The sequence below is a fragment of the Rubrivivax benzoatilyticus JA2 = ATCC BAA-35 genome (assembly GCF_000190375.1).
GTDB classification, from domain to species: Bacteria; Pseudomonadota; Gammaproteobacteria; order Burkholderiales; family Burkholderiaceae_C; genus Rubrivivax; species Rubrivivax benzoatilyticus.
The window spans coordinates 1-19,710 of the sequence record NZ_AEWG01000076.1; the positions used below are offsets into that span (position 1 = coordinate 1).

The window sequence follows — 19,710 nt, forward strand, 5'->3', positions numbered from 1 at the left end:
GCGGCTTCGCCGCGCTCGACGCCGCGCTGCCCGGCGGCGGCTGGCCCTCGCGCGTGCTCACCGAGCTGCTGCTGCCGCGTGCCGGCCTGGGCGAGATGCGGCTGCTGGCGCCAGCGTTGGCCGCGGTCCAGCGTGCCGAGGGCTGCGTGATGCTGTTCGACCCGCCGGCGCTGCCCTTCGGCTGGGCGCTGGCCGAATGCGGGCTCGACCTGGCGCGGCTGTTCGTCGTGCGCAGCCGCCAGGCACAGCGGGGCCGCGCGCGTGGGCCGCTGCCGGCCGCCGACGTGTTGTGGGCGCTGGAACAGGCGCTGCGTTCGGGCCAGGTCGGCGCCGTGCTCGCCTGGCTGCCGGCGCGCCTGCCGGCCGACGCGCTGCGCCGGCTGCAACTGGCCGCGCAGACGCACGACGGCCCGGCCTTCGTGCTGCGCGACGACGCCGCGCGCACCCGGCCCAGCGTCGCGCCGCTGCGGCTGTGGCTGTGCGCCGCCGGTGCCGACGCGCTGCGTGTGCACCTGCTCAAGCGCCGCGGCCCGCCGCTGGCCCAGCCGCTGGCGCTGGCCCTGCCTCCGGTGCTGCCGGCTGCGGCGCGGGCCCGCGCCGCGACGCCGGTGGCCCGCACTGCGTTCACCCAGGAGGTCCTGCAACCATGAACTCTCCCGCCTTTCTCGCCGGCGGCGCCGCCGTGCCGGCTTCGCCCGCGCTCGATGTTTCGCCGTCGTCGGCCGCCGTCGGCCCGGCCGTGGGTGCCGCGGCGCTGGTGCACGAGTTCTGGCGCCGCATGGCGAGCAACGACTTCGCCTCGGTCGGCGAGCTGCTGGCCGAGGATTTCGTGCTCGACTGGCCGCAGTCCGGCGAACGCTTCCGCGGTGCCGAACGTTTCGTGCGCATGAACCAGGAGTACCCGGCCAACGGGCCCTGGCGTTTCCGGCTGCACCGCGTCGTCGGCGGGGCGCACGACGCGGTGTCCGACGTCGGCGTCACCGACGGCGTGCAGCAGGCGCGTGTGATCTCGTTCTTCGACTGCGATCTCGCCGCCGGCCGTGTGCGCCGCCTGGTCGAGTTCTGGCCCGAACCTTATGCGGCGCCGACGAACCGCGCCCACCTGGCCGAGCCGATCGACGACGCGGAGGGCGAGGGCGGCTGACCGGGCGCCGTGGGCGCGCGGGCGAGCGTCGGGGTGCTGCGGCAGGGCCCGGTGTTGGCGTTGCCGTTGCCGTCTGCCCGTCTGTCCGGCCGTTTGCCCGTTCTCCTGTTCGCCCGTTCGCGTTACCCCACCGGCCGTTCCGCTTGAGGCTCCCCGTGTTCTGGATCGCGCTGCACGCCCCGCGGCTGTCGCTGGAGTCCTGGCGCGCCACGCTGGGTGCGGCCGAGGCCGCCCGGCCGCTGGCGCTGCTGGCCGCGCACCGCATCGCCGTCGTCGATCGCCAGGCCGCCGAACGCGGCGTGCAGCCCGGCATGCGGCGTGGCACCGCGCTGGCGCTGGCCCCCGATCTGGTGCACGGCGAGGCCGATGCGGTGCGCGACGCCGCCGCGCTGACGGCGCTGGCACACGCCGCGCTGGCCTTCACGCCGATGGTCGTGCCGGAGCCGCCGGCCACGGTGTTGCTGGAGGTGGCGGCCAGCCTGCGCTGCTTCGGCGGCGGGCCGCGGCTGCTGCAGCGGCTGCAGGCCGCCGTCGAGCCGCTGGGGCATGCACTGGCCCTCGCCAGCGCGCCCACGGCGCGCGCCGCCTCGCTGCTGGCGCGCTGGCGGGGCGATCAAACGGGCTTCATGCTCCTGCCGGGCGACCGGCTGGCGGCGCTGCAGGCCGTGCTGGCCGGCGCGCCGCTGGCCTTGCTGGACGCCGGGCGCGAGCACGCCGCGGTGCTGCAGGGCATGGGCGTGCACACGCTGGGCGAACTGCAGGCGCTGCCGCGCGACGGCGTCGCCCGCCGCTTCGGCACCACGCTGCTGGCCGAACTCGACCAGACGCTGGGCCACGCCGCCGATCCGCGCGAGCCGCTCGTGCCGCCGGCGGTCTTCGCGAGCCGGCTGGAGCTGTTCGCGCGTGCCGACACCACGGCCCAGGTGCTGCACGGCGCCGGCGTGCTGCTGGCGCGGCTGGTGGCCTGGGCGCAGGCGTGCCAGGTTCGCATCGCCGCCTTCACGCTGGACATGCACCACGACCGCTGCCGTGGCGACGCGCCGCCGGCCACGCGGCTGCGGCTGGAGCTGGCCGAGCCTTCGCTCGACCCGGATCACCTGCAACTGCTGCTGCGCGAGCGTCTGGGCCGGCTGGAACTGCTGGCGCCGACGCTGGAGCTGGAACTCGAATGCCGCGAGGCGGTGCACGCACCGGCGCCGAACGCCGAGCTGTTCCCGTCGCGCCAGGGCCAGGCGCAAGGCCTGCTGCGCCTGCTGGAGCGCCTGCGCGCGCGCCTGGGCGACGAGCAGGTGCTGCGCCTGGCGCCGCAGCCCGACCACCGCCCGGAATGCGGCACGCGGCTGCTGCCGCTGGGGCGCGTGCCGGCGCCGTCGGTGCGGCACGGCCGGCACCCGTCAGCCCCGCCGCCGGTGGTGGCGCAGGGCGCTGCACCGCCTGAACCGGCAACCGACCCGGCACAGGCCCTGATCGCCTCGCTGCTGGCGCGTGCCGCGCCGGTCGTGCCTGCAGCCGCACGGCGCCGGCGCGCCGCGCTGCACCGCCCGGTGTGGCTGCTGGACGCACCGCAGCCGCTGCCCGAGCGCCACGAGCGCCCGCAATGGCAGGGCCGACCGCTGCGTGTGCTGGCCGGGCCGGAGCGCATCGAGTCGGGCTGGTGGGACGGCGGCCTGGCGGTGCGCGACTATTTCGTCGCCCAGGCCGAGGACGGCGCGCTGGTCTGGGTCTACCGCGAACGCCTGCCGGCCGACGACGCAGCCGGCGGCTGGTACCTGCAGGGCTGGTTCGGCTGACGCCGCCGGCTCAGGCCAGCACCTTCAGCAGCCAGCGCTGCAGCGCCTGCACTTCCTCGAGACAGACCGAGTGTTCCATCGGGTAGTCGTGCCACTCGACCTCGAAGCCTTCGCGGCGCAGCGCCTCGCGCGCCGCCTGGCCGCGCACCAGCGGCACGACGCCGTCGTCGCGACCGTGGGCCAGGAAGACCGGCGTGCCGGTGCTCGCCGGGTGGCGTTCGGCGGCCAGTGTCTCGGGCAGCGGCAGATAACCCGACAGCCCGGCCAGGCCGGCCAGCCGGTGCGGCAGGCGCAGCCCGCCGCCCAGCGTGACCGCGCAGCCTTGCGAGAAGCCGGCGAGCACGATGCGCGACGCCGGCACGCCGCGCGCGATCTCGCGCTCGACCAGCGCCTGCACCGCGGCGAAGGACTCGCGCAGCCCGGCCTCGTCTTCACGGCGCGGCGCGTCCGGCCCGAGGATGTCGTACCAGGCGCGCATGCGGTAGCCGCCGTTGATCGTCACCGCCCGTTCGGGCGCGCGCGGCAGCACCCAGCGCACGGGCCCCAGCGCCTCCAGCCGCAGCTCGTCGGCCATCGGCAGGAAGTCGGTGCCGTCGGCGCCCAGCCCGTGCAGCACGATGACCGTGGCCACCGGCGCCACGCCCGGGTCGAGTTCGATCGTCTGCAGCGCCATCGTGTCTCCTTGCTCGGTCCATCGCCCGCCGCGGCGGTCTTGCAGCACGCATTTCCTCCGCGGAGGAGCGAATGCCAGAGCCGGGCAACTTCAAGCCCCGCTCGCACGCACACGGCGCATCAAGCGGCCGCCGCGGCCCGGCTTTGCCGGGTCGCTGGCGGCGCCCCCTGGGGGGAGCGCGTGAGCGCTCCGGGGGGGATCAGTAAGAGATGCCCATGGCTTCCCGGACGTCCTTCATCGTCTGCCGGGCCACCGTGCGCGCACGCTCGGTGCCCATCTCGACGATCCAGTGCACCTGCTTGGGGTTGGCGGTGAAGGCTGCGGCGCGTTCGCGCCAGGGCTGCTGTTCCTTGACGATCGCGTCGATGACCGGCTGCTTGCACTCCAGGCAGCCGATGCCGGCCGACGTGCAGCCCTGGCTGGCCCAGCTCTGGGTCGCTTCGTCGCTGTAGACCTTGTGGAAGGCCCAGACCGGGCACTTCTCCGGCGTGCCCGGGTCGGTGCGGCGCACGCGCGCCGGGTCGGTGACCATGCCGCGCACCTTCTTGGCCACGGTGTCCGGGTCGTCGCGCATCAGCACGGCGTTGCCGTAGCTCTTGCTCATCTTCGCGCCGTCCAGGCCGGGCAGGCGCGCGTTCTCGGTGTACAGCGCCTGCGGCTCGACGAGGATGCTCTTGCCGCTGCCCTTCAGGTGGCCGGCCAGCAGTTCGCTGTCGTGCGCCGTCCAGCCCTCGACCTGGCCTGCCGCCTTCTTCAGGATGCCTTCGCCCTTGGCCAGCGCCTCGGCGGCACCGGTCTCGCCGAAGGCCTTGCGCTGCTTCTCGAAGTAGCGCTGGTCGTCCTTGGAGAGTTTGGCCAGCGTTGCTGCCACCTGCTCGGCGAAGTCGGGTGCGCGGCCGTAGAGGCTGTTGAAGCGCCGCGCGCATTCACGCGTCAGTTCGACGTGCGAGGCCTGGTCTTCGCCGACCGGCACGTAGGCGGCCTTGTAGATCAGGATGTCGGCGGCCTGCAGCAGCGGGTAGCCGAGGAAGCCGTAGGTCGCGAGGTCGCGGTCCTTCAGCTTGTCCATCTGGTCCTTGTAGGTCGGCACACGTTCGAGCCAGCCCAGCGGCGTGCCCATCGCCAGCAGCGTGAACAACTCGGCGTGCTCGGGCAGACGGCTCTGGATGAAGATCGTGCTCTTCTCCGGGTCCAGGCCGGCGGCGAGCCAGTCGATCACCATCTCGTAGACGTTCTTCTCGATGACGTCACGCTCTTCGTAGTGCGTGGTCAGCGCGTGCCAGTCGGCAACGAAATAGAAGCAGTCGTACTGGTCCTGCAGCCGCACCCAGTTCTTGAGCGCGCCATGGTAGTGGCCGAGGTGCAGGGAGCCGGTCGGGCGCATGCCCGAGAGAACGCGGGGTCGCATGGAGTTTTGCCGGGACAAGGAAAGCGTCGATTGTCTCAGGTCGCGGCGGGGCCGCTCGCTACACTGCGCGCCCCATGAAGCGCATCGTCATCCTGATCTCCGGCCGCGGCTCGAACATGGAGGCGATCGTCCAGCGCTGTGCCGCCGAAGGCTGGCCGGCGCTCGTCGCGGCCGTCGTCTCGAACCGGCCCGACGCCTCGGGGCTGGCCTTCGCCGCCGCGCACGGCGTGCCGACGGCCGTCGTCGACCACCGCGGCTTCGCCGGTGACCGCGAGGCCTTTGACGCCGCGCTGGCCGCCGAGATCGACCGCCACGAGCCCGACCTCGTCGTGCTCGCCGGCTTCATGCGCATCCTCGGCGACGCCTTCGTGCGCCGCTACGCCGGGCGCATGCTGAACGTGCACCCGTCGCTGCTGCCGGCCTTCCCGGGGCTGCACACGCATCGCCGCGCGATCGAGGCCGGTTGCAAGGCCGCCGGCGCCACCGTGCACTTCGTGACGCCCGAGCTCGACCACGGGCCGATCGTCATGCAGGCCGTGGTGCCGGTGCTGCCGGGCGACGACGAGGCGGCGCTCGCTGACCGTGTGCTCGCCGCCGAACACGTCATCTACCCGCAGGCCGTGCGCTGGTTCGTCGAAGGCGCGCTGGTCGTCGACGGCGGCGTCGTGCGCCAGCGCGACGGCCAGGCCCAACTGCTCGTCTGAACGGCCCGCGGCAGCCGCCGTCGCGCCCCGATCCGGGGCGCGGGCCGCGCTCACGGGATAATCGCGCCCCTATGCATCCGAACGCCCTGCTCGACCTCGCCACCGAACTGCTGCGCAGCGTGCTGCGCCTGGACCAGCCGGCCGACGCCGTCGTCTCCGCGTTCTTCCGCCAGCACCGCGCGCTCGGTGCGCGCGACCGCCACGCGCTCGCGGAGACCGCCTACAACGTGCTGCGCCAGCGCCTGCTGCTCGCGCACCTGGCGCAAAGCGGCAGCGGCGCGCTCGAGCGCCGGCTGGCGATCCTCGGCTGGCAGGGCGGCGACAACTTCCTGCGTGGCGCGCTCGGCCCGCACGAGCAGCAGTGGCTGGCCCAGGTCAACACCGTCGACCGCACGACGCTGGCCGACAAGCTGCGCCACAACCTGCCCGACTGGCTGGCCGGCGCGCTGCAGACGCAGCTCGGCGAGGAGTTCTGGCCGCTGGTGCAGGCGATGGACGCCGCGGCACCGCTGGACCTGCGCGTCAACGCGCTGAAGACCAAACGCGACGAAGCCGCCAAGGCGCTGGCCGCCGCCGGCATCACCGCCGAGCCGACGCCGTATTCGCCCTGGGGCCTGCGCGTCGACGGCAAGCCGGCGTTGAACAAGCTCGAACTCTTCACCAACGGCAGCGTCGAGGTGCAGGACGAGGGCAGCCAGCTGCTGGCGCTGCTGACCGGTGCCAAACGCGGCGAGATGGTCGTCGACTTCTGCGCCGGCGCCGGCGGCAAGACGCTGGCGCTGGGCGCGATGATGCGCAACACCGGCCGCCTCTACGCCTTCGACGTCTCGGGCCACCGCCTGGACAACCTGAAGCCGCGGCTGGCGCGCAGCGGCCTGTCCAACGTCTATCCGGCGCAGATCGCGCACGAGCGCGACGAACGCGTCAAGCGCCTGGCCGGCAAGATCGACCGCGTGCTGATCGACGCGCCTTGTTCGGGCCTGGGCACGCTGCGCCGCAACCCCGACCTGAAGTGGCGCCAGTCGCCCAAGGCGGTGCAGGAGCTGCAGGCCAAGCAGCAGGCCATCCTGGCCAGCGCCTCGCGCCTGCCCAAGTCCGGCGGCCGCCTGGTCTACGCCACCTGCAGCCTGCTGACGGCGGAGAACGAGGAGATCGTCGCCGCGTTCGATGCCGAACACGGCCGCGACTTCGTGCGCCTGGACGCTGCCGAGCTGCTGCGCGAGCAGGGCGTCGAGCGTGCCGACGAACTGGTGCAGGACCGCTGCCTGCGCCTGTGGCCGCACCGCCATCGCACCGACGGCTTCTTCGCCGCCGTCTGGCAGCGGCGCTGACGCCGCGGCGCGGCCGCGCTTGCCACGATCAGCGCCTGAAAGCCAGGCGAAATCGCAAATCACCTTGCAAAACCAGGCTCGTACAATGCCTGGTTTGAGATAACGCAAGGCGAAAGACGCGATGACCCAGTTGTTGACCTTCCACGACGTCCTCGTCGATGGGCTCGCCCACGGGCTGCTCGGCGCGTCGTGGTGGCAGATCGTGCTCTTCACGCTGGTCGTGACGCACGTGACGATCGCCGCGGTGACGATCTTCCTGCACCGCTCGCAGGCGCACCGCGCACTTGACCTGCACCCGGTCGTCTCGCACTTCTTCCGCTTCTGGCTCTGGCTGACCACCGGCATGGTGACCAAGGAGTGGGTCGCGATCCACCGCAAGCACCACGCGAAGTGCGAGACCGAGGAAGACCCGCACAGCCCGGTGACCCGCGGCATCAAGACGGTGCTGCTGACCGGCAGCGAGCTCTACCGCGCCGAGGCCAAGGTCGGCGAGACGCTGAAGAAGTACGGCCATGGCACGCCCGACGACTGGATCGAGCGTCATCTCTACAGCCGCTTCAGCTGGCAGGGTGTGGCGCTGATGCTGATCGTCGATCTGCTGCTCTTCGGTGCCGTCGGCGCGACGGTCTGGGCGGTGCAGATGCTGTGGATCCCGATCCATGCCGCCGGCATCATCAACGGCATCGGCCACTTCTGGGGCTACCGCAACTTTGAGGCGGCCGACGCGTCGACCAACATCTCGCCCTGGGGCATCCTGATCGGCGGCGAGGAGCTGCACAACAACCACCACACCTACCCGACCTCGGCCAAGTTCTCGGTCAAGCGCTACGAGTTCGACATCGGCTGGGTCTACATCCGCGGCATGCAGACGCTGGGGCTGGCCAAGGTGCGCAAGACGCCGCCGCGGCTGGCGCTGGGCGAGCTCAAGCCGGTGGCCGACGGCCAGACGCTGGACGCGCTGATCGCCAACCGCTACGAGGTGATGGCGGGCTATGCCAAGGAGATGCGCCGCGCCGTGCGCGCCGAGCTGGCGCGGCTGAAGGCGCAAGGTGCCCAGAACAGTGCGCACTGGCGCCATCTGGTGCTCGCCAAGACCTGGCTACACCGCGACGAGGACAAGATCCCGCACGGCGTGCGGCCGCAGCTGTCGCAGGCGCTGGGCGACAACCCGAGCCTGGCCAAGCTGGTGGCGATGCGCGAGGAGTTGCGCGCGCTGTGGACGCGCACCAACGTCTCCGCCGATCAACTGGTCGCCGACCTGCAGGCCTGGTGCCGCAAGGCCGAGGACAGCGGCATCGCTGCGCTGCAGGAGTTCTCGCTGAAGCTGCGTTCGGCGCGCGCCTGAGGGCAGGGCGCCTGAACGGCAAAGGGGCCTCGCGGCCCCTTTTTCCTTGCCGGCAGCTCTGCCGCGTGGCGGGCGAAGCGCCCAGGCCTCCCGGGGTCAGGCCTCCCGGGGTTAGGTCTTGCGTTTTGCAGGAAGCGCCACCGGCGCCGCAAAAGGCAAGACCTGACCCCGTTCGTGAGCCGTACGCAAAACAAACGGGGCCCGAAGGCCCCGTTGTCTTGGTCCGCGCCGCCGGATGGCGGCCGGCCGATCACTTCAGCTTCACTTCCTTGTACAGGACGTGCTTGCGAGCCTTCGGGTCGAACTTCAGGAATTCGAGCTTTTCGGGCGTCGTCTTCTTGTTCTTGCTCGTGGTGTAGAAGTGGCCGGTGCCCGCGGTGGACTCCAGCTTGATCTTTTCGCGTCCGCCTTTGCTGGCCATGTCGCTCTCCTAACGGTCTGTCAGATTTCGCCGCGGGCACGCAGGTCGGCAACGACCTTCTCGATGCCCACCTTGTCGATCAGGCGCAGCGCCGCGTTGGACACGCGAAGGCGCACCCAGCGGTTCTCGCTTTCCATCCAGAAGCGGCGGTACTGCAGGTTGGGCAGAAAACGACGCTTCGTTTTGTTGTTGGCGTGGGAGACGTTGTTCCCCACCATCGGGCGCTTGCCCGTGACTTGACAGACGCGTGCCATGACGCTTCTCCGAAAGGTTCGAGGGTGATGGCCGCCTGCGAAAGATACCGAGCTCCCAGCGGAGCCGGGCCATCAAAGGCAGCAAAGCCGAAAATTATAGCCCAGATTGCTCCAGATAGCGCTGGGCATCGAGCGCGGCCATGCAACCGGTGCCGGCGCTGGTGATCGCCTGGCGGTAGATGTGGTCCTGCACGTCGCCCGCGGCGAAGACGCCGGGCACGCTGGTCATCGTCGCGAAACCCTCGGATCCGCCCTTGGTCAGCACGTAGCCGTCCTTCATCTCGAGCTGGCCCTTGAAGATCTCGGTGTTGGGCTGGTGGCCGATGGCGATGAAGCAGCCGTTGACCTTCAGCTCCTCGGTGCTGCCGTCGTTCACCGACTTCAGGCGCACGCCGGTCACGCCGCTGGCGTCGCCGAGCACCTCGTCGAGCGTGGCCCACAGGTGCAGCACGATCTTGCCGGCCTTCACCTTGTCCATCAGCTTGTCGACCATGATCGGCTCGGCGCGGAACTTGTCGCGGCGGTGGATCAGGTGCACGGTGCTCGCGATGTTCGACAGGTACAGCGCTTCCTCGACGGCGGTGTTGCCGCCGCCGACGACGCAGACCGCCTGGTCGCGGTAGAAGAAACCGTCGCAGGTCGCGCAGCCGCTGACGCCGCGGCCCATGAAGGTCTGTTCGCTGGGCAGGCCCAGGTACTTGGCGCTGGCGCCGGTGGCGACGATCAGCGTGTCGCAGGTGTACCGGCCGGAGTCGCCGGTCAGCACGAAGGGGCGCTGCGAGAAGTCGACGGCGTTGACGTGGTCGAAGACCATCTTCGTGTTGAAGCGCTCGGCGTGCTGCTGGAAGCGCTGCATCAGGTCCGGGCCCATCACGCCGTTGACGTCGGCGGGCCAGTTGTCGACCTCGGTGGTCGTCATCAGCTGGCCGCCCTGGGCGATGCCGGTGACGAGCAGCGGCTCGAGGTTGGCGCGGGCGGCGTAGATCGCGGCGGTGTAGCCGGCGGGGCCGGAGCCGAGGATCAGGACGCGGGCGTGGGTGGTGGTCTGGGTCATGGGAACTCTGAAAAAGGAGCCGGGCGCAACTTGGGCGTCGCGCCGATCCGACGGTCCGAGGATACCGCCCACGAGGCGCCGCGGCAGCCCGATGCGCTCAATGGGCACAATAGGGAATAACTTTCCGCGTCCCGGCCGTCGCGGTCGGGCGGGGAAATACATAAAAGGAGGTCCCCGTCGTGTCGATGCTCTCGAACCTGGATCTGATCCGGCGCGTGCCGCTGTTCTCGATGCTGACGGCCGAACAGGCCCAGGCGATCGCCGACAGCGTCGTCAAGCGCCGGTTCCGCCGTGGCGAACTCGTGGTCGAGCAGGGCCGCAAGAGCAACGCGCTGTTCATCCTCCTCAACGGCCGGGCGCGCGTGCTGACCGCCGACTCGCGCGGCCGCGAAGTCATCCTGGCGGTGCTCGAGTCCGGCGACTACGTCGGCGAGATGAGCCTGATCGACGGCGAGCCGCACTCGGCCACCGTGCGCGCCGAGATCCAGACCGACATGCTGGTGCTGCAGCGCGCCGATTTCGCGCGCTGCCTGCCCGAGGGCTCGACGCTGGCCTACGCGATCCTGCGCGGGCTGGTGCGCCGGCTGCGCAACGCCGATCGCCAGATCGAGTCGCTGGCGCTGCTGGACGTCTACGGCCGCGTCGCGCGCACGCTGCTGGACATGGCCGAGGACGACAAGGGCACGAAGATCATCCGCCACAAGGTCTCGCGCCAGGACATGGCCAAGGTCGTCGGCGCGTCGCGCGAGATGGTCAGCCGCGTCATGAAGGACCTGGAGGACCGCGGCGTCATCGAGACCCAGGAGAACGGCTCGGTGATCATCAAGGAACGGCTGCAGACCGACTGACACGGCGGCCGCCGGGGCGATCGGCCACAATCGCCGCATGACGTTCCCGCTCGGATCCCTGGGTGCCGGCGCCGCGGCGGCGAAGGCTCCGCGGCCGGTTCCGGCCCCGGCGCGCTGGCGCCAGCAGGCGCTGCTTTTCGCCGGCGCGGTGGCCTGGCTGCTGCTGGTGCTGGCGCTGGCCACCCACCACCCGGCCGACCCCGCGTTCACCACTTCCGGCACTGGCGAGCCGGTGCACAACGCCGCCGGCCTGGCTGGCGCCTGGGTCGCCGATCTCGCTTATTTCCTCTTCGGCTTCTCGGCCTGGTGGCTGGTGCCGGTGGGCCTGCGCGCCTGGCTGTCGCTGCTGGCGCAGACCCTGCGCAGCGGTGACGACGCCCCGGCCGAAGCCGGTCACCCGCGGCTGCGCTTCTGGGCGGGCCTGGCGCTGCTGATGATGGCGGCCACCGCGCTCGAATGGACGCGGCTGTACCGCCTGGAGCCGCTGCTGCCCGGGCATTCCGGCGGCGTGCTCGGCTACACGCTCGGGCCATTGTCGATGCGCTGGCTGGGTTTCGCCGGTTCGGGCGTGCTGTGGATCGTCGTGCTGGTCGCCGGGCTGGCGCTGGCGCTGCGCTTTTCCTGGCTGAAGCTGGCCGACGCGATCGGCGAGCGTTTCGACGGCCTGCGCGAGCGCCGCGCCGAGGTGCGTGAGCAGGAAGAAGACCGTCGCATCGGCGAGCAGGCCACGCGCGAGCGCGAGCACGTCGTCGAGGTCGAGCGTCAGGTCGTCGAGGAGCACGTGCCGATCGTCATCGAGCCGCCCGTCGTCGAGGTTCCCAAGTCCGAGCGTGTCGCCAAGGAGCGCCAGAAGCCGCTGTTCGTCGAGCTGACCGACACCAAACTGCCGCAGGTCGACCTGCTCGACGCCGCGCCGGGCCGCCAGGAGAGCGTGACGCCCGAGTCGCTGGAGATGACCAGCCGGCTGATCGAGAAGAAGCTGAAGGACTTCGGCGTCGAGGTGCGCGTCGTCGCCGCCTCGCCCGGCCCGGTGATCACGCGCTACGAGATCGAGCCGGCCACCGGCGTCAAGGGCGCGCAGATCGTCAACCTCGCCAAGGACCTGGCGCGCTCGCTGTCGCTGATCTCGATCCGCGTCGTCGAGGTCATTCCGGGCAAGAACTACATGGCGCTGGAGCTGCCCAACGCGCGCCGGCAGACGATCCGCCTGGCCGAGATCCTCGGCTCGCAGGTCTACCACGAGGCCGCGTCGCTGCTGACGATGGGCCTGGGCAAGGACATCGTCGGCAACCCGGTCGTCGCCGACCTGGCGAAGATGCCGCACTGCCTGGTCGCCGGCACCACCGGCTCGGGCAAGTCGGTGGGCATCAACGCGATGATCCTCAGCCTGCTCTACAAGGCCGAGGCGCGCGACGTGCGGCTCATCCTGATCGACCCGAAGATGCTCGAGATGAGCGTCTACGAGGGCATCCCGCACCTGCTGGCGCCGGTCGTCACCGACATGAAGCAGGCGGCCAACGCGCTGAACTGGTGCGTCGGCGAGATGGAACGGCGCTACAAGCTGATGAGCAAGCTCGGCGTGCGCAACCTCGCCGGCTACAACAAGAAGATCGCCGACGCCCAGGCCAAGGGCGAGAAGATCGGCAACCCGTTCAGCCTGACGCCCGAGGAGCCCGAGCCGCTGGAGCGGCTGCCGCACGTCGTCGTCGTCATCGACGAACTGGCCGACCTGATGATGGTCGTCGGCAAGAAGATCGAGGAGCTGATCGCGCGCCTGGCGCAGAAGGCGCGTGCCGCCGGCATCCACCTGATCCTGGCGACGCAGCGGCCCAGCGTCGACGTCATCACCGGCCTCATCAAGGCCAACATCCCGACCCGGTTGTCGTTCCAGGTGTCGAGCAAGATCGACAGCCGCACCATCCTCGACCAGATGGGTGCCGAGGCGCTGCTGGGGCAGGGCGACATGCTCTACCTGCCGCCGGGCAGCGGCATGCCGGTGCGCGTGCACGGCGCCTTCGTCAGCGACGACGAGGTGCACCGCGTCGTCGAGTACCTGAAGACCCAGGGCGAGGCCAACTACGTCGAGGGCATCCTCGAAGGCGGCACGCTCGAAGGCGACGCCGACGCGATGCCCGAAGGCGGCCCCAGCGGCGGCGGCGAGGACGACTCGATGTACGACCAGGCGGTGCAGGTCGTGCTGCAGCACCGCCGCGCCTCGATCTCGCTCGTGCAGCGCCATCTGCGCATCGGCTACAACCGCGCCGCGCGGCTGCTCGAGCAGATGGAGAAGTCCGGCCTCGTCTCGGCCATGGGCCACAACGGCAACCGCGACCTGCTGGTGCCCAAACGCGAAGAATGAAGAAGCTCCTGATCGCCGCGGCGCTGGCCGCCACCACTGTCGCCGCGCAGGCCGACGCCGTGCAGACGCTGCGCGCCTTCGTGCGCGACGTGAAGACCGGCCGCGCCGAGTTCACGCAGACCGTCACCTCGCCGGACGGCGCACGCAAGAAGACGTCTTCCGGGCGCTTCGAGTTCGCGCGCCCCGACCGCTTCCGCTTCGGCTACGAGAAGCCTTTCCAGCAGACCATCGTCGCCGACGGCCAGAAAGTCTGGATCCACGACCCCGACCTGAACCAGGTCAGTTCGCGCCGCCTGTCGCAGGCGCTGGGTGCGACGCCGGCGGCGCTGCTGGCCGGCGGTTCGCTGGAGTCCGATTTCGTGCTGTCCAACGGCGGCAGCCTGGGCGGGCTCGAATGGGCGCAGGCGACGCCGCGCACGCCCGACGGGCCGTTCAAGTCGATGAAGGTCGGTTTCCGCGGCGCCGAGTTGGCGGCCGTCGAGATCGTCGACAGCTTCGGCCAGCGCTCGCGGCTGGACTTCAAGGGTTTCGAGGCCGGCGTCGCGCTGCCGGCCGAGCGGTTCCGCTTCACGGTGCCGGCCGGCGCCGACCTGCTCGAGCAGTGACGCCGGGGCGCCGGCTCAGCCGCCGGCGTGATCCATCAGCCCCATGTCCGGGCTGCGCATCAGGGCCTCGATGTCCAGCAGGATCAGCATGCGCTCGTCGTCGCCGGTCTTCAGCGTGCCCAGGCCGGTGATGTAGCTGGCGTCGACCGCGGCGCTGAACTCCGGGGCCGGCTTGATCTGGCCGGCGGCGAGTTCGAGCACGTCGCTGACCGAGTCGACCACCATGCCCACCGTGCGCCCGGCGACGTTGAGGATGATGACGACGGTGAAGCCGTTGTACTCGGCATCGGCGAGGCCGAAGCGCAGCCGCATGTCGACCACCGGCACGATGACGCCGCGCAGGTTGACGACGCCCTTGAGGAACACCGGCGCATTGGCGATGCGTGTCGGCGGCTCGTAGCCGCGGATCTCCTGCACCTTCAGGATGTCGATGCCGTACTCCTCGGCGCCGAGCTTGAACGACAGGTACTCGCGCGCGGCCTGGGCGGCGGCTGCGTCGTGGGTGTCGGCTCCGGTCGCGGCCGGGTGGTCGAGGGTGGTGCTCATGCGGGCTCCTTTTCCGGAGGTCTTGTGCTGTCGCGGTCCGGCAGGCGGCCGCGGCGCAGATTCTGTGCAGCGCGCGCGGTGCCGGAAGCGGCGATAAGCGGCGCCGGCCGGGCGCATTTCGGGCTCGGCGACAATCGGTCATGGACGCCCAGGACTCCCTGTTCGCCGACGAACCGCCGCCGCGCCCGGCCGCGGCGCCGGCCGTCGAACCCGGCGCGCCGCTGGCCGAGCGGCTGCGGCCGCACACGCTGGCCGAGGTCATCGGCCAGCAGCACCTGCTCGGCCCCGGCCGGCCGCTGCGAGTGGCCTTCGAGAGCGGCCGCATCCCGTCGATGATCCTCTGGGGCCCGCCGGGCGTCGGCAAGACGACGCTGGCGCGGCTGGTCGCCGGCTCGGTCGATGCCCAGTTCCTGGTGCTGTCGGCGGTGCTGGCCGGCGTCAAGGACATCCGCGACGCGGTCGAACTCGCCAAGGACGCGCGCCGCCGCGGCCAGGCCACCGTCGTCTTCGTCGACGAGGTCCACCGCTTCAACAAGGCGCAGCAGGACGCCTTCCTGCCGCACGTCGAGTCGGGCCTGTTCACCTTCATCGGCGCGACGACCGAGAACCCGTCCTTCGAGGTCAACTCGGCGCTGCTGTCGCGGGCCACGGTGCACGTGCTGAAGTCGCTGGCCGACGAGGACCTGGGCGTGCTGCTCGACCGCGCCCGCGCGCTGCTCGGCGCGCCGCCGCTGACCGACAGCGCGCGCACGCGTCTTGTCGCCCACGCCGACGGCGACGCGCGCCGGCTGCTCAACGCCTACGACAACCTCGTCGCCATCGCCGGCGACGTGCCCGAGCTCGACGAGGCCGTGCTCGAGCGTGCGCTGGGCGAGCTGCTGCGCCGCTACGACAAGGGCGGCGACCAGTTCTTCGACACGATCTCGGCGCTGCACAAGTCGGTGCGCGGCTCCGACCCCGATGCGGCGATGTACTGGCTGGCGCGCCTGCTCGACGGCGGTGCCGACCCGCGCTACGCCGCCCGGCGCATCGTGCGCATGGCTGCCGAGGACATCGGCCTGGCCGACCCGCGCGCGCTGCGCCTGGCGCTGGACGCCGCCGAGGTCTACGAGCGCCTGGGCTCGCCCGAAGGCGAGCTGGCGCTGGCCGAGGCCGTGGTCTATCTGGCGATCGCCCCCAAGTCCAACGCCGTCTACAAAGCCTGGAACGAGGTGCGTGCGCTGGTGCGCAGCGACGTCAGCCGGCCGGTGCCCGACCACCTGCGCAACGCGCCGACCCAGCTGATGAAGTCGCTGGGCCACGGCGCGGGCTACCGCTACGCCCACGACGAGCCGGGAGGCTACGCCGCCGGCGAACGCTACCTGCCCGAGGGCCTGGTCGGCCGGCGCTTCTATGCCCCGGCGGCACGTGGCCTGGAGGCCCGGATCGCCGAGCGCCTAGCAGAACTTCGCGCGCTAGACGATGCGGCGACTACTTCCGGGTGAGCGTTTGTTTTCAGGCGAGAATCGCGCCCTTGCGCGACGTCCGGCCGGCGTCGAAGGCCCGACGAGCCTCGCTTTACATACAAACTGAGACGATCCGGCCGGCTTCTTGCTAGCACTGCCCTGGCGCGCGGAACGCCCGCGCGGATCACCCCCGGAGACTTCTTTTCGATGGAAACATTCCTCCAGCAGATCATCAACGGTCTGGTGCTCGGCAGCATGTATGCGCTGGTCGCACTGGGCTACACGATGGTCTACGGCATCATCAACCTGATCAACTTCGCGCACGGCGAAGTGTTGATGGTGGGCGCGCTGACGAGCTGGACCGTCGTCACCCTGATGGCCGACTCGGGCCTGCCGGGCTGGGCGATGATGCTGATCTCGCTGCCCGTGGCGATCGTCATCTGTTCGACGCTGAACTTCACGATCGAGAAACTGGCCTACAAGCCTTTGCGCAACGCGCCCCGGCTGGCCCCGCTGATCACCGCGATGGGCATGAGTCTGCTGCTGCAGACCATCGCGATGATCATCTGGAAGCCGAACCCCAAGCCCTATCCGCTGCTGCTGCCGACCGATCCGATCGACCTCGGCGGCCCGGTCATCACCGTCACGCAGTGCCTGATCCTGGGCATCACCGTCGTCGTGCTGTCGGCGCTGATGTATCTGGTCAACCGCACCAAGCTCGGCCGCGCGATGCGCGCCACCGCCGAGAACCCGCGTGTGGCCACGCTGATGGGCGTGCGTCCGGACATGGTGATCTCCGCGACCTTCATCATCGGCGCGACGCTGGCCGCCGTCGCCGGCGTGATGTGGGCCGCCAACTACGGCACCGTGCAGCACTCGATGGGCTTCCTGCCCGGGCTGAAGGCCTTCACGGCGGCGGTGCTCGGCGGCATCGGCAACCTCGCCGGTGCGGTGGTCGGCGGCCTGCTGCTGGGCCTCGTCGAGGCCATCGGCGCCGGCTACCTCGGTGACCTCACCGGCGGCGTGCTCGGCAGCCACTACGCCGACATCTTCGCCTTCGTCGCGCTGATCCTCGTGCTGACGCTGCGTCCCGCCGGGCTGCTCGGCGAACGCGTCGCCGACCGCGCCTGAGTTCCGGGTCGACTCCCATGAAGAACAAGCTCTTCCTATTCATCATCGCCGCGCTGGCGCTGCTGGCCCTGCCGCTGTTCGCGCAGCAGTTCGGCCAGGGCTGGGTGCGCATCCTGGCGCTGGCCCTGCTGTACGTGCTGCTGGCGCTGGGCCTGAACATCGTCGTCGGCTACGCCGGCCTGCTCGACCTGGGCTACGTCGCGTTCTACGCCGTCGGGGCCTACATGTACGCGCTGCTCGCGTCTCCGCACCTGATGGAGAACTTCGAGTGGATCGCCAACGCCTTCCCCAACGGCTTGCACACGCCGATCTGGCTGGTCATCCCATTGGCAGCGGGATTGGCGGCGCTGGCCGGCGTGCTGCTGGGCACGCCGGTGCTCAAGCTGCGCGGTGACTACCTGGCGATCGTCACGCTGGGCTTCGGCGAAATCATCCGGGTGTTCATGAACAACCTGGAGTACCCGGTGAACATCACCAACGGGCCGCGCGGGCTCGACCGCATCGACCCGATGAACATCTTCGGGTTCGAGTTCGGCAAGGCGGTGACGATCGGCGACTTCACGATGCCGGCGGTCACGCTGTACTACTACCTGTTCCTGGCGCTGGTGATCTTCAGCGTGCTGATCAGCTACCGTCTCGAGCGCTCGCGCATCGGCCGCGCCTGGATGGCGATCCGCGAGGACGAGATCGCCGCCAAGGCGATGGGCATCAACACGCGCAACATGAAGCTGCTGGCCTTCGGCATGGGCGCCACCTTCGGCGGCGTGTCGGGCTCGATGTTCGCGTCGTTCCAGGGCTTCGTGTCGCCGGAGTCGTTCTCGCTGCAGGAGAGCGTGATGATCGTGGCGATGATCGTGCTCGGCGGCCTGGGCCACATCCCCGGCGTCATCCTGGGCGCGGTGCTGCTGGCCGCGCTGCCCGAGGTGCTGCGCTATGTCGCCGGCCCGCTGCAGGAGATGACCGGCGGCCGGCTGGACGCCGCCATCCTGCGCCAGCTGCTGATCGCGCTGGCGATGATCTCCATCATGTTGCTGCGTCCGCGCGGCCTGTGGCCCTCGCCTGAACACGGCAAGGCCGCACCGCGGCCGGTCACCAAGCTGATGCGCTGAGAAGGGACGCGAAGCGACATGTCGGAAACGATTCTCAAGGTTCAAGGCGTCTCCAAGCGCTTCGGCGGGCTGCAGGCCCTGTCGGACGTCGGCATCGAGATCCGCAAGGGCCAGGTCTACGGCCTCATCGGCCCCAACGGCGCCGGCAAGACGACGTTCTTCAACGTCATCACCGGCCTGTACATCCCCGACGCCGGCACGTTCGAGCTCGGCGGCGAGCCCTACAAGCCCAGCGCGGTGCATCTGGTGGCCAAGGCCGGCATCGCCCGCACCTTCCAGAACATCCGCCTCTTCGCCGAGATGACGGCGCTGGAGAACGTGATGGTCGGGCGCCACGTGCGCACGAAGTCGGGCCTCGGCGGCGCGGTGTTCCGCACCGCCCGCTTCAAGCGCGAGGAGGCGGAGATCGCCGCGCGCGCCAAGGAGTTGCTGGACTACGTCGGCATCGGCAAGTACGCCGAGTACAAGGCGCGCACGCTGTCCTACGGCGACCAGCGCCGGCTGGAGATCGCGCGCGCGCTGGCCACCGACCCCAAGCTGATCGCGCTGGACGAGCCCGCCGCGGGCATGAACGCGACCGAGAAGGTCGTGCTGCGCGAACTGATCGACCGCATCCGCCGCGACGGCCGCACGATCCTGCTCATCGAGCACGACGTGAAGCTGGTCATGGGGCTGTGCGACCGCGTCACCGTGCTCGACTACGGCAAGCAGATCGCCGAGGGCACCCCGGCGGACGTGCAGAAGAACGAGAAGGTCATCGAGGCCTACCTGGGCGCGGGCGGACACTGAGCATGAGCACCACGACGATGTTGAAGGTCACCGGTCTGAAGGTGGCCTACGGCGGCATCCAGGCCGTCAAGGGCGTGAACTTCGAGGTCCACCAGGGTGAGCTGGTGAGCCTGATCGGCGCCAACGGTGCCGGCAAGACGACGACGCTGAAGGCGGTGACCGGCACCCAGCCGGTGGCCGAAGGCACGATCGAGTACCTGGGCCGCAGCATCCGCGGCCAGGGCGCCTGGGACCTGGTCAAGCAGGGCCTGGTGATGGTCCCCGAAGGGCGCGGCACCTTCACGCGCATGACGATCGTCGAGAACCTGCAGATGGGCGCGTTCATCCGCAACGACAACGAGATCGACGCCGACATCGAGATGGTGTTCGCGTTGTTCCCGCGTCTGAAGGAGCGCCGCAACCAGCTCGCCGGCACGATGTCCGGCGGCGAGCAGCAGATGCTCGCGATGGGCCGTGCGCTGATGGCGCGCCCCAAGGTGCTGCTGCTCGACGAGCCCTCGATGGGCCTGTCGCCGATCATGGTCGACAAGATCTTCGAGGTCGTGAACGACATCCACCAGCGCGGCACGACGGTGCTGCTGGTCGAGCAGAACGCCAGCCGCGCGCTGGGGCTGGCCAACCGCGGCTACGTCATGGACTCGGGCGAGATCACGATGACCGGCGACGCCAAGGTGCTGCTCAACGACCCGAAGGTGCGCGCCGCTTACCTGGGCGAGTGACCGCGCCTGCGTCGATAGGGGGGGCGGCACGCTCG

General features: G+C 70.5%; 20 protein-coding genes. 14 read left to right on the forward strand and 6 right to left on the reverse strand.

The features are described from left to right. The 3 genes from imuA to RBXJA2T_RS09050 all read left to right on the forward strand — a co-directional run. The coding region (gene imuA, locus RBXJA2T_RS09040) for a translesion DNA synthesis-associated protein ImuA (protein WP_009857046.1) at positions 1 to 650 on the forward strand (650 nt) is incomplete at its 5' end. Beyond that, positions 647 to 1,144 (forward strand): nuclear transport factor 2 family protein, encoded by a 498-nt coding sequence (locus RBXJA2T_RS09045; protein WP_009857047.1) that lies wholly within the window; start codon positions 647 to 649, stop codon positions 1,142 to 1,144. The genes imuA and RBXJA2T_RS09045, both read left to right, overlap by 4 nt. Positions 1,145 to 1,287: 143 nt before the next feature. Further along, complete coding sequence (locus tag RBXJA2T_RS09050; protein WP_206026733.1) at positions 1,288 to 2,934, forward strand: Y-family DNA polymerase; 1,647 nt, start codon at positions 1,288 to 1,290, stop codon at positions 2,932 to 2,934. Positions 2,935 to 2,944: 10 nt separating this feature from the next. Here RBXJA2T_RS09050 and RBXJA2T_RS09055 read toward each other — a convergent pair whose 3' ends face one another. Next, positions 2,945 to 3,607: an alpha/beta hydrolase gene (locus RBXJA2T_RS09055; RefSeq protein ID WP_009857049.1), complete on the reverse strand. Its 663-nt coding sequence runs from the start codon at positions 3,605 to 3,607 to the stop codon at positions 2,945 to 2,947. A gap of 199 nt (positions 3,608 to 3,806) precedes the next feature. Beyond that, a complete protein-coding gene (locus RBXJA2T_RS09060) occupies positions 3,807 to 5,015 on the reverse strand; it encodes a tryptophan--tRNA ligase (protein ID WP_029718616.1) in 1,209 nt (402 codons plus the stop codon). A 74-nt stretch (positions 5,016 to 5,089) separates the two neighbouring features. Here RBXJA2T_RS09060 and purN point away from each other — a divergent pair, with 74 nt between their 5' ends. The 3 genes from purN to RBXJA2T_RS09075 all read left to right on the forward strand — a co-directional run bounded on the left by purN (position 5,090) and on the right by RBXJA2T_RS09075 (position 8,395). Then, the gene (gene purN / locus RBXJA2T_RS09065; RefSeq protein WP_009857051.1) at positions 5,090 to 5,719 is read left to right on the forward strand and encodes a phosphoribosylglycinamide formyltransferase; all 630 of its coding nucleotides are present in this window, start codon (positions 5,090 to 5,092) and stop codon (positions 5,717 to 5,719) included. A 71-nt stretch (positions 5,720 to 5,790) separates the two neighbouring features. Further along, positions 5,791 to 7,050: an RsmB/NOP family class I SAM-dependent RNA methyltransferase gene (locus RBXJA2T_RS09070; RefSeq protein ID WP_009857052.1), complete on the forward strand. Its 1,260-nt coding sequence runs from the start codon at positions 5,791 to 5,793 to the stop codon at positions 7,048 to 7,050. Positions 7,051 to 7,171: 121 nt separating this feature from the next. Continuing rightward, positions 7,172 to 8,395 (forward strand): DesA family fatty acid desaturase, encoded by a 1,224-nt coding sequence (locus RBXJA2T_RS09075; protein WP_029718615.1) that lies wholly within the window; start codon positions 7,172 to 7,174, stop codon positions 8,393 to 8,395. A 250-nt stretch (positions 8,396 to 8,645) separates the two neighbouring features. On the opposite strand, the gene rpmG is transcribed toward RBXJA2T_RS09075, so the two are convergent. The 3 genes from rpmG to trxB form a co-directional block, all read right to left on the reverse strand. Beyond that, complete coding sequence (rpmG, locus tag RBXJA2T_RS09080) at positions 8,646 to 8,816, reverse strand: 50S ribosomal protein L33 (protein WP_009857054.1); 171 nt, start codon at positions 8,814 to 8,816, stop codon at positions 8,646 to 8,648. Positions 8,817 to 8,836: 20 nt separating this feature from the next. Continuing rightward, positions 8,837 to 9,070 (reverse strand): 50S ribosomal protein L28, encoded by a 234-nt coding sequence (gene rpmB / locus RBXJA2T_RS09085; protein WP_009857055.1) that lies wholly within the window; start codon positions 9,068 to 9,070, stop codon positions 8,837 to 8,839. Between the two features lie 94 nt (positions 9,071 to 9,164). Continuing rightward, complete coding sequence (gene trxB, locus RBXJA2T_RS09090) at positions 9,165 to 10,124, reverse strand: thioredoxin-disulfide reductase (RefSeq protein WP_009857056.1); 960 nt, start codon at positions 10,122 to 10,124, stop codon at positions 9,165 to 9,167. 179 nt (positions 10,125 to 10,303) lie between these two features. Here trxB and RBXJA2T_RS09095 point away from each other — a divergent pair, with 179 nt between their 5' ends. From RBXJA2T_RS09095 to lolA, 3 genes are read left to right on the forward strand one after another with little or no spacing between them, the layout of a single operon-like run. Beyond that, on the forward strand, positions 10,304 to 10,972 hold the full coding sequence (locus RBXJA2T_RS09095; RefSeq protein WP_009857057.1) for a Crp/Fnr family transcriptional regulator: 669 nt from the start codon (positions 10,304 to 10,306) through the stop codon (positions 10,970 to 10,972). A 37-nt stretch (positions 10,973 to 11,009) separates the two neighbouring features. Then, positions 11,010 to 13,331 (forward strand): DNA translocase FtsK, encoded by a 2,322-nt coding sequence (locus RBXJA2T_RS09100; RefSeq protein ID WP_009857058.1) that lies wholly within the window; start codon positions 11,010 to 11,012, stop codon positions 13,329 to 13,331. Then, on the forward strand, positions 13,328 to 13,936 hold the full coding sequence (gene lolA, locus RBXJA2T_RS09105; protein WP_009857059.1) for an outer membrane lipoprotein periplasmic chaperone LolA: 609 nt from the start codon (positions 13,328 to 13,330) through the stop codon (positions 13,934 to 13,936). The genes RBXJA2T_RS09100 and lolA overlap by 4 nt, the downstream gene beginning before the upstream one ends. Before the next feature lie 15 nt (positions 13,937 to 13,951). On the opposite strand, the gene RBXJA2T_RS09110 is transcribed toward lolA, so the two are convergent. Continuing rightward, complete coding sequence (locus RBXJA2T_RS09110; protein WP_009857060.1) at positions 13,952 to 14,482, reverse strand: chemotaxis protein CheW; 531 nt, start codon at positions 14,480 to 14,482, stop codon at positions 13,952 to 13,954. 140 nt (positions 14,483 to 14,622) lie between these two features. Between RBXJA2T_RS09110 and RBXJA2T_RS09115 the strand changes: the two genes are divergently transcribed. From RBXJA2T_RS09115 to RBXJA2T_RS09135, 5 genes are all read left to right on the forward strand, one after another. Continuing rightward, complete coding sequence (locus RBXJA2T_RS09115; RefSeq protein WP_009857061.1) at positions 14,623 to 15,966, forward strand: replication-associated recombination protein A; 1,344 nt, start codon at positions 14,623 to 14,625, stop codon at positions 15,964 to 15,966. Between the two features lie 168 nt (positions 15,967 to 16,134). Further along, positions 16,135 to 17,058 (forward strand): branched-chain amino acid ABC transporter permease, encoded by a 924-nt coding sequence (locus tag RBXJA2T_RS09120; RefSeq protein WP_009857062.1) that lies wholly within the window; start codon positions 16,135 to 16,137, stop codon positions 17,056 to 17,058. Positions 17,059 to 17,075: 17 nt separating this feature from the next. Then, positions 17,076 to 18,167, forward strand: coding sequence for a branched-chain amino acid ABC transporter permease (locus RBXJA2T_RS09125; protein ID WP_009857063.1), 1,092 nt, complete (start codon positions 17,076 to 17,078; stop codon positions 18,165 to 18,167). Between the two features lie 18 nt (positions 18,168 to 18,185). Further along, entirely contained in the window at positions 18,186 to 18,956 is a 771-nt protein-coding gene (locus tag RBXJA2T_RS09130) for an ABC transporter ATP-binding protein (RefSeq protein ID WP_009857064.1), read from the forward strand. Positions 18,957 to 18,958: 2 nt separating this feature from the next. After that, positions 18,959 to 19,675, forward strand: coding sequence for an ABC transporter ATP-binding protein (locus RBXJA2T_RS09135; protein ID WP_230248163.1), 717 nt, complete (start codon positions 18,959 to 18,961; stop codon positions 19,673 to 19,675). Positions 19,676 to 19,710: the final 35 nt, after the last annotated feature.

What these genes read in the sequence shown, in the direction of transcription:
- RBXJA2T_RS09110 (WP_009857060.1), bottom strand. Translation starts at nt 14,482, where the DNA reads ATGAGCACCACCCTCGACCACCCGGCCGCGACCGGAGCCGACACCCAC.
- RBXJA2T_RS09120 (WP_009857062.1), top strand. Translation starts at nt 16,135, where the DNA reads ATGGAAACATTCCTCCAGCAGATCATCAACGGTCTGGTGCTCGGCAGC.
- RBXJA2T_RS09075 (WP_029718615.1), top strand. Translation starts at nt 7,172, where the DNA reads ATGACCCAGTTGTTGACCTTCCACGACGTCCTCGTCGATGGGCTCGCC.
- RBXJA2T_RS09135 (WP_230248163.1), top strand. Translation starts at nt 18,959, where the DNA reads ATGAGCACCACGACGATGTTGAAGGTCACCGGTCTGAAGGTGGCCTAC.
- RBXJA2T_RS09115 (WP_009857061.1), top strand. Translation starts at nt 14,623, where the DNA reads ATGGACGCCCAGGACTCCCTGTTCGCCGACGAACCGCCGCCGCGCCCG.
- RBXJA2T_RS09055 (WP_009857049.1), bottom strand. Translation starts at nt 3,607, where the DNA reads ATGGCGCTGCAGACGATCGAACTCGACCCGGGCGTGGCGCCGGTGGCC.
- RBXJA2T_RS09125 (WP_009857063.1), top strand. Translation starts at nt 17,076, where the DNA reads ATGAAGAACAAGCTCTTCCTATTCATCATCGCCGCGCTGGCGCTGCTG.
- rpmB (WP_009857055.1), bottom strand. Translation starts at nt 9,070, where the DNA reads ATGGCACGCGTCTGTCAAGTCACGGGCAAGCGCCCGATGGTGGGGAAC.
- RBXJA2T_RS09070 (WP_009857052.1), top strand. Translation starts at nt 5,791, where the DNA reads ATGCATCCGAACGCCCTGCTCGACCTCGCCACCGAACTGCTGCGCAGC.
- rpmG (WP_009857054.1), bottom strand. Translation starts at nt 8,816, where the DNA reads ATGGCCAGCAAAGGCGGACGCGAAAAGATCAAGCTGGAGTCCACCGCG.
- RBXJA2T_RS09100 (WP_009857058.1), top strand. Translation starts at nt 11,010, where the DNA reads ATGACGTTCCCGCTCGGATCCCTGGGTGCCGGCGCCGCGGCGGCGAAG.
- trxB (WP_009857056.1), bottom strand. Translation starts at nt 10,124, where the DNA reads ATGACCCAGACCACCACCCACGCCCGCGTCCTGATCCTCGGCTCCGGC.
- RBXJA2T_RS09060 (WP_029718616.1), bottom strand. Translation starts at nt 5,015, where the DNA reads ATGCGACCCCGCGTTCTCTCGGGCATGCGCCCGACCGGCTCCCTGCAC.
- purN (WP_009857051.1), top strand. Translation starts at nt 5,090, where the DNA reads ATGAAGCGCATCGTCATCCTGATCTCCGGCCGCGGCTCGAACATGGAG.
- RBXJA2T_RS09045 (WP_009857047.1), top strand. Translation starts at nt 647, where the DNA reads ATGAACTCTCCCGCCTTTCTCGCCGGCGGCGCCGCCGTGCCGGCTTCG.
- RBXJA2T_RS09130 (WP_009857064.1), top strand. Translation starts at nt 18,186, where the DNA reads ATGTCGGAAACGATTCTCAAGGTTCAAGGCGTCTCCAAGCGCTTCGGC.
- lolA (WP_009857059.1), top strand. Translation starts at nt 13,328, where the DNA reads ATGAAGAAGCTCCTGATCGCCGCGGCGCTGGCCGCCACCACTGTCGCC.